Raw genomic sequence first — 15,397 nt, 5'->3', positions numbered from 1 at the left:
GAATTCCTACTGTTTTGGGGCGCTAAGCGGTTGTTGCAGCTGGGCTTTCCACCGCTCCAGATTGCGTTGCAGTGCAGCCTCGGCCAGGCCGGAGGCGGGCAATTCTGTCATCTTTTTGGCGAGCTGTCCGCGCAACCATGGGTCATTGCAGGCAGAGTCATGGGATATCGCCAAAAACAGTCCCGGCTGATCGATCGGCTGTGGGTGCGCCATCACGTCATCGGCAATGCCCAGGGTTTGAGCCGTAGCCATACCGGCATAGCGACCGGCCAGCACATACTCGACCTGCCCGAGCAGCAGCTTCTGGAAAGCCGCCGTCAGTCCGGGCTCGGGCTTGAGGGTTAACTGGTGCAGGGCAAATGTATCAAAGGCCTCTGTGGTGCGGGCTTTTTCCGAAATGGCCCCTGCATGTCCGCTCAGGTCTGCCGGCGTTTCGTAGGCCAGCGCCGAATCTTTACGGGTCCAGACCAAATAATCGTTACGCATCAGTGGCGGGTGGATGTAGTCGAGTGAAGAGAGCCCGGCCACTGTCAGCGGCGCATCCAGCAGCATGTCCATACGCCCGGTTTTGACTTCGTCCTGAGCCTGGGAACGCTTGCCGCCATACAGCACTTCAACCTTGATCCCCAGCTCCTGGCCCGCTTGCACCATCAGGTCGGCACTGGCACCGATCAAGTGCGCCGGGTTGCCAGGATCACGCCACAGATAAGGCGGCGCATCCGGGCTGCCGGTCACGATCAGGCGTTCACACTTGCCCGCGGCCTCAGACAGCAGGGGCAACAATACCAACCCGAGCAACAACCTGCGGATCTGACGCACATCCATAACCCTGCACTCCACGCACTCAATTCTGACGCATAAAAAAACCCGATCACACGGACTGCAAAGAACAGGCAAACACAGCGTGCTTGGCCCTTCCCCGCAGCCCGCGTGACCGGGCTCTTTATAAGTGAAGCAACTGGATTAAACCAGCTTCTCCAGCTCAGGTACTGCTTCGAACAAGTCCGCAACCAGACCGTAATCGGCCACCTGGAAGATCGGCGCTTCTTCGTCCTTGTTGATCGCAACGATCACTTTGGAGTCTTTCATACCGGCCAGATGCTGGATCGCGCCGGAGATACCAACTGCGATGTACAGCTGTGGCGCAACGATTTTGCCGGTCTGGCCGACCTGCATGTCGTTCGGTACGAAACCTGCGTCAACTGCCGCGCGGGAAGCGCCCACTGCAGCGCCCAGCTTGTCAGCCAGGGTGTACAGCAGTTTGAAGTTGTCGCCGTTCTGCATGCCACGACCGCCGGAAACGACGATTTTGGCAGCTGTCAGTTCCGGACGATCCGACTTGGCAAGCTCTTCACCAACGAACGACGAAATGCCTGCATCGTGCACTGCTGCAACCGCTTCAACGGCTGCCGAACCACCCTGGGCCGCAACCGGGTCGAAACCGGTGGCACGCACGGTGATCACCTTGACTGGCGCAGTGGACTGCACGGTGGCAATGGCGTTACCGGCATAGATCGGACGGGTGAAGGTGTCAGCGCTTACAACCGAGATGATCTCGGAGATCTGGTCAACGTCCAGCTGCGCAGCAACACGCGGCAGGATGTTTTTACCGTTGGAAGTAGCGGCAGCCAGGATGTGGCTGTAGCCCTTGCCCAGCTCGGCTACCAGCGGAGCAACGTTTTCCGGCAACTGATGGGCGTAAGCCGCGTTGTCAGCCACCAGCACTTTAGCCACACCGGCAATTTGCGCAGCAGCTTCAGCCACAGCACCAATGCCCTGGCCTGCAACCAGAACGTTGATCTCGCCACCGATTTTTGCGGCAGCGGCTACGGTGTTCAGCGTGGCCGGAGCCAGCGCCTTGCCATCATGTTCTGCGATTACCAAGATAGTCATGATTAGATTACCTTCGCTTCGTTTTTCAGTTTCTCGACCAGTTCAGCCACCGACTTGACCTTGATGCCGGCGCTGCGTGCCGCCGGCGCTTCAACTTTCAGGGTCTTGTTGGTCGAAGCGGTCGAAACGCCCAACGCCTCTGGCGTCAGCACTTCAAGCGGCTTCTTCTTGGCCTTCATGATGTTTGGCAGGGACGCATAACGCGGCTCGTTCAAACGCAGGTCGGTGGTGACGATGGCCGGCAAGCTCAGCGAAACAGTTTGCGCGCCGCCGTCAACTTCACGGGTAACGGCAACCTTGTCGCCCGCCACTTCAACTTTGGAAGCGAAGGTGCCCTGACCGTAGCCGGTCAACGCAGCCAGCATCTGGCCGGTCTGGTTGTTGTCGCTGTCGATGGCCTGTTTGCCCAGGATCACCAGTTGCGGCTGTTCCTTGTCGACCACGGCCTTGAGCAACTTGGCCACGGCCAGCGAGGTCAGGTCTTCGGCAGATTCGACGAGGATGGCGCGATCGGCACCCAGAGCCAGCGCTGTACGCAGCTGTTCCTGAGCCGTGGTCGGGCCGATGGAGACGACGACGATTTCAGTCGCAACGCCTTTCTCTTTCAGGCGCACGGCTTCTTCCACAGCGATTTCGCAGAAGGGGTTCATCGACATCTTGACGTTGGCGAGGTCAACGCCGGAGTTGTCCGCTTTGACGCGAACCTTGACGTTGTAATCGACCACTCGTTTGACAGCTACAAGAACCTTCATGGATTCCTCGTTACTCTCCGGTGAAAAGAAAGTCGCCTAGGCGAACCTGGCGGTTGATGCTCATCGCATAGGTTCTGCTGAAGCTTCGTTGTGGCCACGACGATAGTTCACAACGAAGCGTCAACAGACCCTGGGGCACCTCCAAAGATCGTTGCTGTGCCCTTCTTATAGAAAGAATGACGAGCGCCAAATTCTTCCCTTGCGAGCGTCTCTGCGGGGTGACTAGCAAGTCATCCACCAAAAGGACGTGTAAACTCCGCTCAAAAAATGGCAGGCTCCTACAGGCTCGTGCCTGGCCCTGTCTTTAGAGGTGCTCTTGAAACCAATAATCAGCCTACGGCGAGCGCAAAACCGACCGTATCTTGACCGGAACGCCTTTTGCGGTCAATACAGCAAATCCGCCACTTTTGAGCCGTGCTTCTTTGATTTGTCTGGCCTGCAGCAGATTCAAACAAACGTTTGTATTGGACCCTGCTAGTGGTGTAGATATAATGCCGCCCCTAGAGAGAGCGGCGCGTCATCCATTGCTTCTTCCGCACGCGGCGCAGGGAATAATGGATGAAGTGCCAAACCTCCAATTAGAAAAATACCGTTGAGCCTTGAGTAGGAGAGAACCTGTGGAACGCGAATACATGGAATTCGACGTGGTCATCGTCGGCGCCGGCCCTGCCGGTTTGTCCGCCGCCTGCCGTTTAAAGCAGAAGGCCGCCGAAGCCGGTAAAGAAATAAGCGTCTGCGTGGTTGAAAAAGGCTCCGAAGTCGGTGCTCACATTCTGTCCGGTGCAGTGTTCGAACCCCGTGCCCTGAACGAATTGTTCCCGGACTGGAAAGAACTGGGTGCTCCTCTCAACACCGCGGTCACCCGCGACGATATTTATGTACTGCGCAGTGACAGCACCGCAACCAAGGTGCCTGACCTGTTTGTGCCTAAAACCATGCACAACGAAGGCAACTACATTATTTCCCTGGGCAACCTGTGCCGCTGGATGGCACAACAAGCCGAGAACCTGGGTGTGGAAATCTACCCGGGCTTCGCTGCCCAGGAAGTCCTGTTCGATGAGAACAACGTAGTTCGCGGGATTATCACCGGTGACCTGGGTGTTGACCGTGAAGGCAACCCGAAAGAAGGCCTGTACACCCCCGGCATGGAACTGCGCGGCAAGTACACCCTGTTCGCGGAAGGCTGCCGCGGCCACCTGGGCAAGCAACTGATCGAGCGCTACAAGCTCGACAGCGAAGCCGATACCCAGCACTACGGCATCGGCCTCAAGGAAATCTGGGAAATCGACCCGGCCAAGCACCAGCCAGGCCTGGTGGTTCACACTGCCGGCTGGCCGCTGGACATCATTAGCAGCGAAAACACCGGGGGTTCGTTCCTGTACCACCTGGAAAACAACCAGGTAGTGGTGGGTCTGATCGTAGACCTGTCCTACAGCAACACCTTCCTGTCGCCGTTCGATGAGTTCCAGCGCCTCAAGCATCACCCGGTACTCAAGCAGTATCTGGAAGGCGGCAAGCGCATCAGCTACGGCGCCCGCGCCATCTGCAAGGGCGGCCTGAACTCTCTGCCAAAAATGGTCTTTGACGGTGGCGCACTGATTGGTTGCGATCTGGGCACCCTGAACTTCTCCAAGATCAAGGGCAGCCACACCGCAATGAAGTCCGGCATGCTCGCAGCCGAGGCGGTGGCTGACTCCCTGCTCGGTGGCTCCGAGGGCGGTGATGCACTCAACACTTATGTTGAAGCCTTCAAAGCCAGCTGGTTGTTCGACGAACTGTTCGCCAGCCGTAACTTTGGCCCGGCACTGCACAAGTTCGGCCCTATTGTGGGGGGTGGTTTCAACTGGCTCGACCAGAACATCTTCGGCGGCAAACTGCCGTTTACCCTGCACGACACCAAGCCGGACTATGCCTGCCTGAAGCTGGCCAAAGACTGCAAGCAGATCGCATACCCGAAACCGGACGGCAAACTCAGCTTCGACAAACTCAGCTCGGTGTTTATCTCCAGCACCAACCATGAGGAAGAGCAGCCGTGCCACCTCAAGTTGCGCGATGCGAGCATTCCGATCAACGTCAACCTGCCGCTCTACGACGAGCCTGCCCAGCGTTACTGCCCGGCCGGGGTGTATGAAGTGATCACTCAGGAAAGCGGCGAGAAGCGTTTTCAGATCAACGCGCAAAACTGTGTGCACTGTAAAACCTGCGACATCAAAGACCCCTCGCAGAACATCACCTGGGTCACCCCGGAAGGTGGCGGCGGCCCGACTTACCCGAACATGTAAGTCGTTTATCGCCCACTAAAAAGGCTCCCCCGGGAGCCTTTTTAGTGGGCGATAAACAGCAAAAACCCTGCAGGAGCGAGCTTTGAGGGCGCCGAAGAGCTCGCGAGCAAGCTCGCTCCTACAGAGGAATGTGCAGATGCGCTTTAGCTCCCCACATCTTCATGCCCGCTCGACCACCTGCAACACCACACAAATCAAAATCGACGCCCCCCCCTTGTAGGAGCGAGCTTGTCTCGCGAGCTTTGAAGGCGCTGAAGAGCTCGCGAGACAAGCTCGCTCCTACAGAGGAATATGCAGATGCGCTTTAGCTCCCCGCATCTTCATGCCCGGTCGACCACCTGCAACACCACACAAATCAAAACCGACACAACCCCTGTAGGAGCGAGCTTTGAAGGCGTGGAAGAGCTCGCGAGACAAGCTCGCTCCTACAGAGGAATGTGCAGATGCGCTTTAGCTCCCCACATCTTCGTGCCCGCTCGACCACCTGCAGCACCATACAAATCAAAACCGACACAACAGCTTGTCTCGCGAGCTTTGAAGGCGTGGAAGAGCTCGCGAGCAAACTCGCTCCTACCGAGGAATGTGCAGTTGCGCTTCAGCAGCCCGCGCCTTCATGCCCCGGACTGCGCTCGAAGTAGCGTTTGTACTCGCGACTGAACTGCGAGGTGCTTTGATAGCCAACCCTCTCTGCTACCTGTGCCACTCCCAGCCCTTCGCTCAGCAGCAACTGCTGGGCCCGCAACAGGCGCAGGCGCTTGAGGTACTGCACCGGCGACAGCAAGGTACTGCGCTTGAAATGCTCATGAAAGGTGGACGCGCTCATATTGGCGCAGCGGGCCAGCGTCTCGACATTCAACGGTTCGGCAAAGTGCTCGTGCAAGTGGCTCAGCGAGGCGGCCACCCGGGCGAATTGCCCCTGTTGCTCGACCAGCGCCCGCAACACTCCGGCCTGGGGACCGCGCAAGGCGGCAAACAGCACCTCGCGCAATCGCGCACGACCCATGATCCGGCACTCAAGCGGGTCATGCAGACACCGCAACAAGCGCTCCACAGCCTGGCGCATTTCCTCATCCAGCACTGCCGAGGTCATGGACTCCGGAGTCTGCGCCACCGAACTGCGCTCAGGGTCCAGGCCCATGGCCAGCACCAGTTCGCCCAATACCGCACGATCAATACTGATCGCCACCCCCAGCAATGGCATGTCCTCGGAGGCGAAGGTTTCACACTCGAAAGGCACCGACAGCGCCTGTACCAGGTAGTGGCCGGCACCGTACTCCAGGGTGCGTTGCCCCAGATAGGCCAACTTACTGCCTTGGGCGATCACCATTAGACTAGGCTCATAGATCTGCGGCATCCGGGCCACGGTATTACACGCCGAGACCACCCTCACCTCAGGCATCAAGGTATGGACAAAACCCAGCCGGGTCGCCAGAGGCTTGATAAGCGATACCAGCACGGCGTTCTCATCGCGGTGACGAGTCAGAAACATGAAATAAGTTCACAAGAGGAATAGACAGCCGCATCTTCGCAGAACTGGTCATTAAAGCGACAGTTCATCCGCGTCGCCGGAGGAATAGGCATGACAGACGGAGGAATCGTCATAGTCCTGCAAGATTTGTAAGCGCAAAATTGCCCCCTGTTCACCGTTAACGCTTTTCGAGGTTCCCCATGTACAACGCCATCGGTTATGCCACACAGACACCTACCGCTCCCCTGACCCCCATGAAGTTCACCCGCCGCGATCCGCGGCCGGATGATGTGGCCATCGAAATCCTGTATTGCGGTGTTTGTCACTCCGACATTCACCAGGCACGCAACGACTGGGGCTTTGCTGTTTACCCGGTAATGCCGGGCCATGAAATTGTCGGCAAAGTTACGGCTGTCGGCGACAAGGTCACCAAACACAAGGTCGGCGATCTGGTCGGCGTGGGCTGCATGGTTGATTCGTGCCGCGAGTGTTCCGCGTGCAAAGAAGACCTGGAACAATACTGCCTTGAAGGCGCGACCATGACCTACTGCACCCCCGATCGGGTGGATGGCAGCAACACCATGGGCGGCTACTCCGACAGCATCGTGGTCAGCGAACACTTCGTGGTGCGCATCCCGGAAAAACTCGACCTGGCCAGCGCGGCCCCACTGTTGTGCGCCGGTATCACCACCTATTCGCCGCTGCAGCACTACGGTGTCGAAGCTGGCGATAAAGTCGGCATTCTGGGCATGGGCGGCCTGGGCCACATGGGCATCAAGTTCGCCAAAGCCATGGGCGCCGAAGTCACCCTGTTCACCCGTTCTGAAGCCAAGGCTGCAGAGGCCTACCGTCAAGGTGCCGACCACGTGATCGTGTCCACCGACCCGCAGCAGATGAAAGCGGCGGCTGACAGCTTCGACTTCCTGCTGGACACCATTCCGGTGCCACACGATCTGAACCCGTACCTGGAAACCCTGCGCTTTGACGGGGTACACATTCTGGTCGGTCTGATCGAACCTGTTGAGCCAGCCCTGAATGCGTTCAACCTGGTGTTCAAGCGCCGCGTACTGGCCGGCTCCCTGATCGGCGGCATTGCTGAAACCCAGGAAATGCTCGATTTCAGTGCCGAACACGGCATCACCTGCGACATCGAAATGCTCGATATCAAAAACATCAACGAAGCCTTTGAACGCGTGGTTAAAGGCGACGTGAAATACCGTTTCGTGATCGACATGAAAACCCTGAAGGCTTAAGACTCACCTTCTGTCTGTAGAAAACCGGCTTGCCATCGCTGGCAAGCCGGTTGCTGCAGTGGGGATCGGGTCAGCCGACAGCCCCGAGCTCCGCCGATATCTGCTGCGCGGCCTGGGTAACGACCGGGATCAAGCCGGTCATTTTCTCCAGTGACATATACGGCACAGTGCTGGCGATACTGATGGCAGCCACGATTTTGCGGCTGGCATCGCGTATCGGTGCAGCTACACAACGGATCGAAGGCTCGTTGTCTTCCAGGTCAAACGCATAGCCCCCCGCCACATAACTGCGCATGCGCTGTTCAAACTGTTCCCACGACACTTCCTGATGTTCCGGCCACAACGGGTTTTTGCCATCGGCAGGATGGCTGGCTTCGTACAGGCGTCGCCACTCTCCCAACGGCGCATCCAGCAACATCGCCTTGCCGATCCCGGTACGTGCCAGTGGCATGCGGTGCCCTACCCGCGAACGCATCTCCGGGCCATTGCGCCCCGGATTTTTATGCAGGTACAGCACCTCGTCGCCTTCGCGCACCGCCAAATGGATGGTATCGCCGGTCAGCAACGACAACTCATCCAGGTACGGCCCGGCCAGCGTCACCAGCGGTACCTCTTCCCGCGCCTGAAACCCCAGTTCGATCAACTTGGGCCCGAGCAGATAACCCACTTGCGGCAACACCCGCAGGTAACGCTCGTCCACCAGGCAACTGGCCAGGCGATGGGTCGTGCTGCGCGTCGTGCCAATCGCCCGGGCGATGTCTTTGAGGTCGCGCGCACCATTGGCCACGGCGTGTACCACCGCCAGACCGCGAAGTAGGGTTTGCGTGCCGGTGGGTGCAACTTTCGGGGAGTCGTCCTGCATAGCCAGCCTTTGCTTTAAGGAGAAGAACCGGGCGGCATTATGGTCGCCCGGTTGTCTGACGGCTAGGGTCCGTTGAGGTTTGCCTGTGGCCCCGCCCCTACAGTTCGATCCGCTCGACTTTGCCTACCAGCAGGATGTAGGACAGAGCACCCAGCAACGCCAGCACCGAAATGTAGGTGATGGCCGGGGCAAACGAGTCGCCGGTGGCCAGAAAACCGATCACGATCGGGGTGGTGATGGCCGACAGGTTGCCGATGAAATTGAACACCCCGCCGGTCAGTCCCAGCAGGCGGGCCGGGGCCAGGGTCGAAACCAGCGACCAGGTAATCGATGCCAGGCCGTTACCGAAAAACGCCAGCGCCAGAAACGCAATCACCAGCGGCGTCGAGTCGACAAAGTTGGCCCCGATGATTGACGTTGAAATCAGCAGCCCGCCAATGATCGGCAGCTTGCGGGCAAAGCCCACGGAGTAGCCGCGACGAATCAGCCAGTCGGAGAAGAACCCTGAACACAGCACGCCCACAAACGCTGCCAGAAACGGCAAGGAAGCCAGCAAACCGGACTTGATAAAGTCCATGCCGCGATATTTCACCAGGTAAGTGGGAAACCAGGTCAGGAAAAACCACAGCGTCGAGTTCAGGCAAAACTGCCCCAGATAAATCCCCCACAGCTTGCGCTTGCTGAGCACGATGCCCAGGTCCAGCCAACTGAACGGTGCCTTGCGCTTGGCGGTCTGGCTCTGGATATCCACCAGCCCGCCACCCTCACTGATCAGCTCGATCTCAGCCTGATTGACACCCTTGAAATCCCGCGGCTCGCGGTACACCGCGTACCAGATCACGGCCCAGATAATCCCCACCACACCGGTGCTGACAAACACCATGTGCCAACCCCACTGATGCTGCAGCCAGGCCAGTACCGGAGTCAGGAACGCCAGCCCGACAAACTGCCCCGAGGTGTAGAAACCGATGGCCGTGGCGCGCTCGCGCTCGGGGAACCAGGTGGTCACCACCCGGCTGTTGATCGGATACGCCGGCGCTTCCAGGGCGCCCACCGCCATGCGCAATACAAACAGTGCGATAAAACTGGCAGCGAAACCGAGCATCACCGTGGCCACCGACCACAGCAGCAGCGCCACGCTGTACAGGATGCGCGGCGGCACCCGGTCTACCAGCCAGCCACCGGGGATTTGCATGGCCGCATAGGTCCAGCCGAAGGCCGAAAAAATCAGCCCGACATGTACCGGATCCAGCCCCAGATCGGTGGTCAGTGCCGGCGCGGCAATCGACAGGTTGCTGCGGTCCAGATAGTTGATCACCACGGTAATGAACAGCAGGACCATGATGAAAAAACGCTTGCGGCTCGGCGTCACCAAAGACGCAGGCGCGACAGTGCTTGAAGATGACATGGGCATGCCTCTTTTTTATGGTTATTGAGGTCGTTTCAAATACAGGGTCCGACACCCCTGTGGGAGCTGGCTTGCCAGCGATGCGTCTCAACCCGAAGCGCATTGACCCCATCGCCGGCAAGCCGGCTCCCACAGGTATTGCATCAGATCAGGGACTTACCACTCGGCAAAGCTGCCATCGGCATGGCGCCAGATAGGGTTGCGCCAGCGGTGGCCAACCAGCGCGCGCTCGCGCACGTACTCTTCGTTGATCTCGATACCCAGGCCCGGCCCATTGGGGATTTTGACGAAGCCTTTGTCGTAGTCGAACACCGCCGGATCCTTGACGTAATCCAGCAGGTCGTTGCTTTCGTTGTAGTGGATGCCCAGGCTTTGCTCCTGGATAAACGCGTTGTAGCAAACCGCATCCAGCTGCAGGCACGCGGCCAGCGCAATCGGCCCCAGCGGGCAGTGCAAGGCCAGCGCTACATCGTAGGCTTCCGCCATGTTGGCGATTTTGCGGGTTTCGGTAATACCGCCGGCGTGGGAAGCATCGGGCTGAATGATGTCGACATAGCCTTCACTGAGCACGCGCTTGAAGTCCCAGCGCGAGAACAGCCGCTCGCCCAGGGCAATCGGGGTGCTGGTCAACGGCGCCAGCTCTTTGAGGGCCTCGTAATTTTCGCTGAGCACCGGCTCTTCGATAAACATCAGCTTGTACGGGTCCAGTTCCTTCATCAGCACCTTGGCCATGGGCTTGTGCACCCGGCCATGGAAGTCCACGCCGATCCCCACGTTAGGGCCCACGGCATCCCGCACCGCGGCCACGTTGGCCAGCGCCAGATCGACCTTTTCAAAGCTGTCGACAAACTGCAGCTCTTCGGTGCCGTTCATCTTTATCGCCGTAAAGCCGCGGCTGACCGCTTCTTTGGCGGCCCTGGCCGTGTCGGCCGGACGGTCACCGCCGATCCACGAATACACACGGATCTTGTCCCGCACCTGGCCGCCCAGCAGGTCGCTGACCGACACCCCCAGCGCCTTGCCCTTGATGTCCCACAGCGCCTGGTCGATACCGGCCAGTGCGCTCATGTGCACCGCGCCGCCACGGTAAAAACCGCCGCGATAGAGCACGGTCCAGATGTCTTCGATATTGCGCGGGTCTTTGCCGATCAGGTAATCCGACAACTCATCCACCGCAGTCGCCACGGTGTGGGCCCGGCCTTCGACTACGGGCTCGCCCCAGCCGGTGACGCCTTCGTCGGTCTCGATTTTCAGGAACAGCCAGCGCGGCGGGACCAGATAGGTAGTCAGTTTGGTAATTTTCATCGTCTTGTCTCTCTTGTTCGATGGGGCGCAAGCGCCTTTCAGTCAGCCTTGCGCCGGGCATTCCAGGCCTGCACATAAGCTTTGGCGGTAACCGCCACGTCCTCGGCACTCATGCCGGGCTTGAACAGCCCCGAACCCAGCCCGAAACCGGACACCCCGGCATCAAGGAATACCTGCATGTTGTCCGGGGTAATCCCGCCGACCGGGATCAGCAAAGTTCCTGCAGGCAACACCGCCAGCCAGGCCTTGACCACGGCCGGGCCCATTTGCTCGGCCGGGAACATTTTCAGTACATCAGCACCTTCGGCCAGTGCAGCAAAGGCTTCGGTCGGTGTCGCAACTCCCGGTGACAGGTACAGACCGGCCGCCTTGGCCGCACGCAACACTTGCGGGTCACTGTGGGGCATCACAATCACCTGCCCGCCCGCCGCCTTGACCAGCTCGACCTGGGCCGGGGTCAGCACCGTGCCGGCACCGACCAGGCAGTCGGCAGGCAGGGTACTGCGCAAAATGCGGATACTTTCGTACGGCTCGGGGGAATTAAGTGGCACTTCGAGGGTACGAAAACCCGCGTCATACAGCACCTTGCCGATGGCCTGCGCCTCTTGTGGACGCAGCCCACGAAGAATGGCGATCAGTCCGTTTTTTGCCAGTGCTTGCTTGAGCATCTCAGCCCTCCAGTTGCGTGTGACGGAGTAACCCGGCGGCTTGGGCCAGGTGCCATAAACCTTGCTCGGTGGCCTGTTCAGCCAGGCGCACATCCGCGAACCCGCAGGCGGCCAGGGCCCGCTGGTAGCGTTCACAGAGTCGGGAATTGCCAATCAGGATGATCGCGGGCATCGGCGCTGCGCCTCGGCGCTCACGTACCGCGCCGCCCAACGCTGACAGCTCGTGGCCAATCAACAGGCCGGACACATAGTCGGGTTGCTGGGTGGGGCTCAACTGCCCGGTCAGCCCCAGAGTACGGGCGCTGAACAGGGTCGACAGCGGCCCGAGCCTGCCGTCGGGTGACAAGGCCACCTGTACGCCGCGATCAAAGGCTGCTGGATCAAACTGCTCGGAGCGCTGTTGGGTGCGCCCCAGAATTGTGTGTTCACAGACGGCGGCATAAAGCTCGCCGGTCATGAAGGTATCGAAGTGCACAAGATTGCCGTCCTGCACCTGCACCCATTTGGAGTGGCTGCCGGGCAAGCCGATCAAGCAGTCGTTGAGTTGCGGGAAACTTTGCACTACCCCCAGCACCTGGGTTTCTTCGCCGCGCATCACATTGGGCAAGGCTGAACGCTGGATGACACCCGGCACGATATGCAGGTCGACACCGCGCACGCTGCGTACTCTCTGCAAGGCCGTGCCCAGGGCATTGAGGCTGGCCGGGGTTTCCCGGTAAGGCGCTTCGCACCAGCCCTGGGCACTGCCGACCATGCCACAGGCAATCACCGGCACTCCCGGGTTGGCGTCCAGCCAGTCGCCGCAGGCATCGTCGAACGCCAGCTCAAAGCCGTCAGCGCACCACTGGCCTGCGACCAGCCGGGCAGTGCCGGGCAACTGCATGATGCCGCAGGCCAGGGTGCGCACTTTCAGCACCTGGCCGGTGGATCCGAGTAAATACGCACGAAGGGAAGTTGTCCCCCAATCGAGGGCGATCAATTGCGCCTGCATCGCTTCACCTGTTTTGTTTTTAGCAGTGAATGCTGTGAATCAGTGCAGGCGACTATAAACCTTGGGGCGGCCAAATCTCAATATATAAATTGTACTCCCACATATAGGGATAACAATGTATCCGTAAAATCCTTGTGGGAGCCGGCTTGCCGACGATGCAAACAGTGCGCAGGTCTGGTTCACCGCGCACAGGCAATCGCCGGCAAGCCGGCTCCCACAGGTTGTTACAGGTGTGGCGCAGGGATTCAGACCGGCTCGGGGCCTATAGGGAAGAACACGCCGCTGCTCCAGACCCCCAGCCAGCTCTGGCCGTCGATGGGCCGGGCAACCGCCAGCTCGATCAGTTGGTAGAACACATTGCGGTGGATCAGCGCTTCAAGGTTGCGCCGCACCAGCAGGTAGGGCGCGGGTTCCTGGGTGTCGGGGTCAATCACGATGCGCAGCGGATGTTCGCTGCCGGCGGTGATCTGTTCTTCAACATTGGTGGTAAAGCGCAGTACCTGCTGCTCGCCCTGCCCTTGAACCTCAAGCGTGACCGCCACAAACGGCGCGTCATCGACCTTGATTCCGACCTTTTCCACCGGGGTGATCAGGAAATAATCATCGCCGTCGCGGCGAATGATGGTCGAGAACAGTTTGACCATGGGCTTGCGGCCAATCGGCGTGCCCATGTAGTACCAGGTGCCGTCACGGGCGATACGCATGTCGATATCACCGCAGAATGCCGTATCCCATAGATGAACCGGAGGCAGGCCTTTGTCGGCTTTGGGAATTTGCGCCAACAGGTTACTGACGTCTACCGGCTCACTCATGCTGCTCTCCTGGTCTTATTGGTCGCTCAAGCCTATCAAGCTGCGCGCGTACTTGGCGAGTGGCGGCCCGATCAGGTCCGCCGGCTTTTGCTCATGGAACGTCAGCAAGCCGCCACGGCTGCGAATGGTCGCGGTATCGATCAGGTACTGGGTGCTGGTCTCGATCAACATCACCTGGATCACGCCGCCATCAACCCCCAGGCGGCTGATTTCTTCCTGATCCAGCCATTCGTCACTGTTGCCGATACGGTCGTCGGCCCGTGCAAAGCGAGTGTAGAGCAAGTAATGCGCTCCATAGCCACGGGCTTCAGTCATGGCCTGGTCAAGCCCCAGCGGCGCTTTGGCGCGGCGCACCATGGGGAAGTATTCGATAAAGCCGTTATAGGCTTCTTCAGCCACCACATTGGGCCGTACATAAGGATCGCCTACGGGAGCGAATGGCCCTTGGGCAATGTAGATATAGGAGTCCGGCTGGATGCGCAGTGAATTGCTGCGCCGGGTATTGCTGTGATCGAGCAGACCGGCGTCGCTCATTTGATAACGTGCACCCTCCCCCAGATCGCTGACCGTCATACAGCCACCCAGCGCCAGCGCCGACAGCACCACAAACAGACTACGCATCCTGATCTCCCGATGGCCGGTGACAGAAAACCGGCGAATAGTCGCGTAATGCAGTTTGCGCGCCAGTTTGCTGCATGCCTTGGCGCAAAACCTGTGGCAGCCGGTATTCAGAGTCAGCGCTGCTTCAAGCGGTCGATCACCACCGCCAGCAACAGGATCGAACCGCGAATCACGTACTGGTAGAACGTGTCGATGTTCTTCAGGTTCATCGCATTCTCGATAATCGCCAGAATCAGCACCCCGGCGATCACATGCCGGATCATCCCCACCCCGCCGCTCAACGACACCCCGCCCAGTACACAGGCCGAGATCACGGTCAGCTCGAAGCCCTGCCCGATCATGGGCTGGCCCGAGGTCATGCGCGAAGCCAGGATCACCCCGGCCAGCGCGCCAATCAGCCCGTGTACGGCGAAGATGATGATTTTGGTGCGGTCGACATTGACCCCGGCCAGCAGCGCCGCTTCCTGATTGCCGCCTATGGCCATGGTGTTGCGGCCATAGGTGGTGTAGTTGAGCAGCCAGCCAAAGAACAGGAAGCAGACGATGGTGATCAGGATCGGCACCGGCACGCCGAACACCTGGCCGTTACCAAAGACGTAAAACGCTTCCTGGGACACCCCCACCGCCTTGCCATTGGCAAAGATATACGCCAGTCCGCGCACGATCTGCATGGTGGCCAGGGTGGTAATCAGCGCGTTGACCCGCAACTTGGCGATAACGATGCCGTTGATCAGACCGACAATCAGGCCCATGCCCAGCGCCGCGCAGACACCCAGGAACACACTGTCGGTGTCACGCATGACCACGGCGGCAACGACTCCGGAGCAGGCAATCACCGATCCCACGGACAGATCGAAATGCCCCGACGCCAGGCAATAGAGCATGGTGCAGGCAGCAATCCCGGTGGTGGAGATGGCCAGGCCCAGGCCGCGCATGTTGAGCGGCGACAGGAAGTTGTCGATCAGCAAGGTGCAGAGGAGGAAAATCGTAAACGCTGCCAGCAACATGACCCAATCGTCGAGGAAGCGGCGCATGTCGAGTTTTTTACGGGGTGTCGCCAGTGTCGAATCTTGGGTTGTCAT

The 15,397-nt window shown here is 59.4% G+C and carries 14 protein-coding genes; 2 read left to right on the top strand and 12 right to left on the bottom strand.

Going from position 1 to position 15,397, the window contains the following annotated elements; translation table 11 throughout:
* Positions 1 to 6: 6 nt before the first annotated feature.
* The 3 genes from B195_RS06470 to B195_RS06460 form a co-directional block, all read right to left on the bottom strand.
* Positions 7 to 825, bottom strand: a complete 819-nt coding sequence (locus B195_RS06470) for an ABC transporter substrate-binding protein (RefSeq protein ID WP_003446496.1) — start codon at positions 823 to 825, stop codon at positions 7 to 9.
* 138 nt (positions 826 to 963) lie between these two features.
* The gene (locus B195_RS06465; protein WP_003446494.1) at positions 964 to 1,893 is read right to left on the bottom strand and encodes an electron transfer flavoprotein subunit alpha/FixB family protein; all 930 of its coding nucleotides are present in this window, start codon (positions 1,891 to 1,893) and stop codon (positions 964 to 966) included.
* 2 nt (positions 1,894 to 1,895) lie between these two features.
* Positions 1,896 to 2,645 (bottom strand): electron transfer flavoprotein subunit beta/FixA family protein, encoded by a 750-nt coding sequence (locus tag B195_RS06460; RefSeq protein WP_060781735.1) that lies wholly within the window; start codon positions 2,643 to 2,645, stop codon positions 1,896 to 1,898.
* Positions 2,646 to 3,262: 617 nt separating this feature from the next.
* Between B195_RS06460 and B195_RS06455 the strand changes: the two genes are divergently transcribed.
* The gene (locus B195_RS06455; protein WP_003442427.1) at positions 3,263 to 4,927 is read left to right on the top strand and encodes an electron transfer flavoprotein-ubiquinone oxidoreductase; all 1,665 of its coding nucleotides are present in this window, start codon (positions 3,263 to 3,265) and stop codon (positions 4,925 to 4,927) included.
* A 595-nt stretch (positions 4,928 to 5,522) separates the two neighbouring features.
* Here the strand turns inward: B195_RS06455 and B195_RS06450 are convergent.
* Complete coding sequence (locus B195_RS06450) at positions 5,523 to 6,416, bottom strand: AraC family transcriptional regulator (protein ID WP_003442430.1); 894 nt, start codon at positions 6,414 to 6,416, stop codon at positions 5,523 to 5,525.
* Between the two features lie 179 nt (positions 6,417 to 6,595).
* Here B195_RS06450 and calA point away from each other — a divergent pair, with 179 nt between their 5' ends.
* The gene (calA, locus tag B195_RS06445; RefSeq protein WP_003442432.1) at positions 6,596 to 7,648 is read left to right on the top strand and encodes a vanillin reductase; all 1,053 of its coding nucleotides are present in this window, start codon (positions 6,596 to 6,598) and stop codon (positions 7,646 to 7,648) included.
* A gap of 70 nt (positions 7,649 to 7,718) precedes the next feature.
* On the opposite strand, the gene B195_RS06440 is transcribed toward calA, so the two are convergent.
* The 8 genes from B195_RS06440 to araH form a co-directional block, all read right to left on the bottom strand.
* A complete protein-coding gene (locus B195_RS06440) occupies positions 7,719 to 8,510 on the bottom strand; it encodes an IclR family transcriptional regulator (RefSeq protein WP_003442435.1) in 792 nt (263 codons plus the stop codon).
* Positions 8,511 to 8,607: 97 nt separating this feature from the next.
* A complete protein-coding gene (locus tag B195_RS06435) occupies positions 8,608 to 9,918 on the bottom strand; it encodes an MFS transporter (RefSeq protein WP_003442438.1) in 1,311 nt (436 codons plus the stop codon).
* Positions 9,919 to 10,074: 156 nt separating this feature from the next.
* Positions 10,075 to 11,223, bottom strand: a complete 1,149-nt coding sequence (gene dgoD, locus B195_RS06430; RefSeq protein ID WP_003442443.1) for a galactonate dehydratase — start codon at positions 11,221 to 11,223, stop codon at positions 10,075 to 10,077.
* A 38-nt stretch (positions 11,224 to 11,261) separates the two neighbouring features.
* A complete protein-coding gene (locus tag B195_RS06425; protein ID WP_003442445.1) occupies positions 11,262 to 11,891 on the bottom strand; it encodes a 2-dehydro-3-deoxy-6-phosphogalactonate aldolase in 630 nt (209 codons plus the stop codon).
* Position 11,892: 1 nt separating this feature from the next.
* The gene (locus B195_RS06420) at positions 11,893 to 12,882 is read right to left on the bottom strand and encodes a 2-dehydro-3-deoxygalactonokinase (protein ID WP_003442448.1); all 990 of its coding nucleotides are present in this window, start codon (positions 12,880 to 12,882) and stop codon (positions 11,893 to 11,895) included.
* A gap of 245 nt (positions 12,883 to 13,127) precedes the next feature.
* On the bottom strand, positions 13,128 to 13,694 hold the full coding sequence (locus tag B195_RS06415) for a DUF1285 domain-containing protein (protein WP_003442449.1): 567 nt from the start codon (positions 13,692 to 13,694) through the stop codon (positions 13,128 to 13,130).
* Between the two features lie 15 nt (positions 13,695 to 13,709).
* A complete protein-coding gene (locus B195_RS06410; RefSeq protein WP_003442451.1) occupies positions 13,710 to 14,315 on the bottom strand; it encodes a DUF4823 domain-containing protein in 606 nt (201 codons plus the stop codon).
* A 113-nt stretch (positions 14,316 to 14,428) separates the two neighbouring features.
* Entirely contained in the window at positions 14,429 to 15,397 is a 969-nt protein-coding gene (gene araH / locus B195_RS06405; protein WP_003442455.1) for an L-arabinose ABC transporter permease AraH, read from the bottom strand.

This window comes from Pseudomonas sp. Lz4W (assembly GCF_000346225.2).
Taxonomy (GTDB): Bacteria; Pseudomonadota; Gammaproteobacteria; order Pseudomonadales; family Pseudomonadaceae; genus Aquipseudomonas; species Aquipseudomonas paraversuta.
Note: the sequence above shows the minus strand (reverse complement) of the source record. Positions and strands in the feature narration are given on the sequence as shown.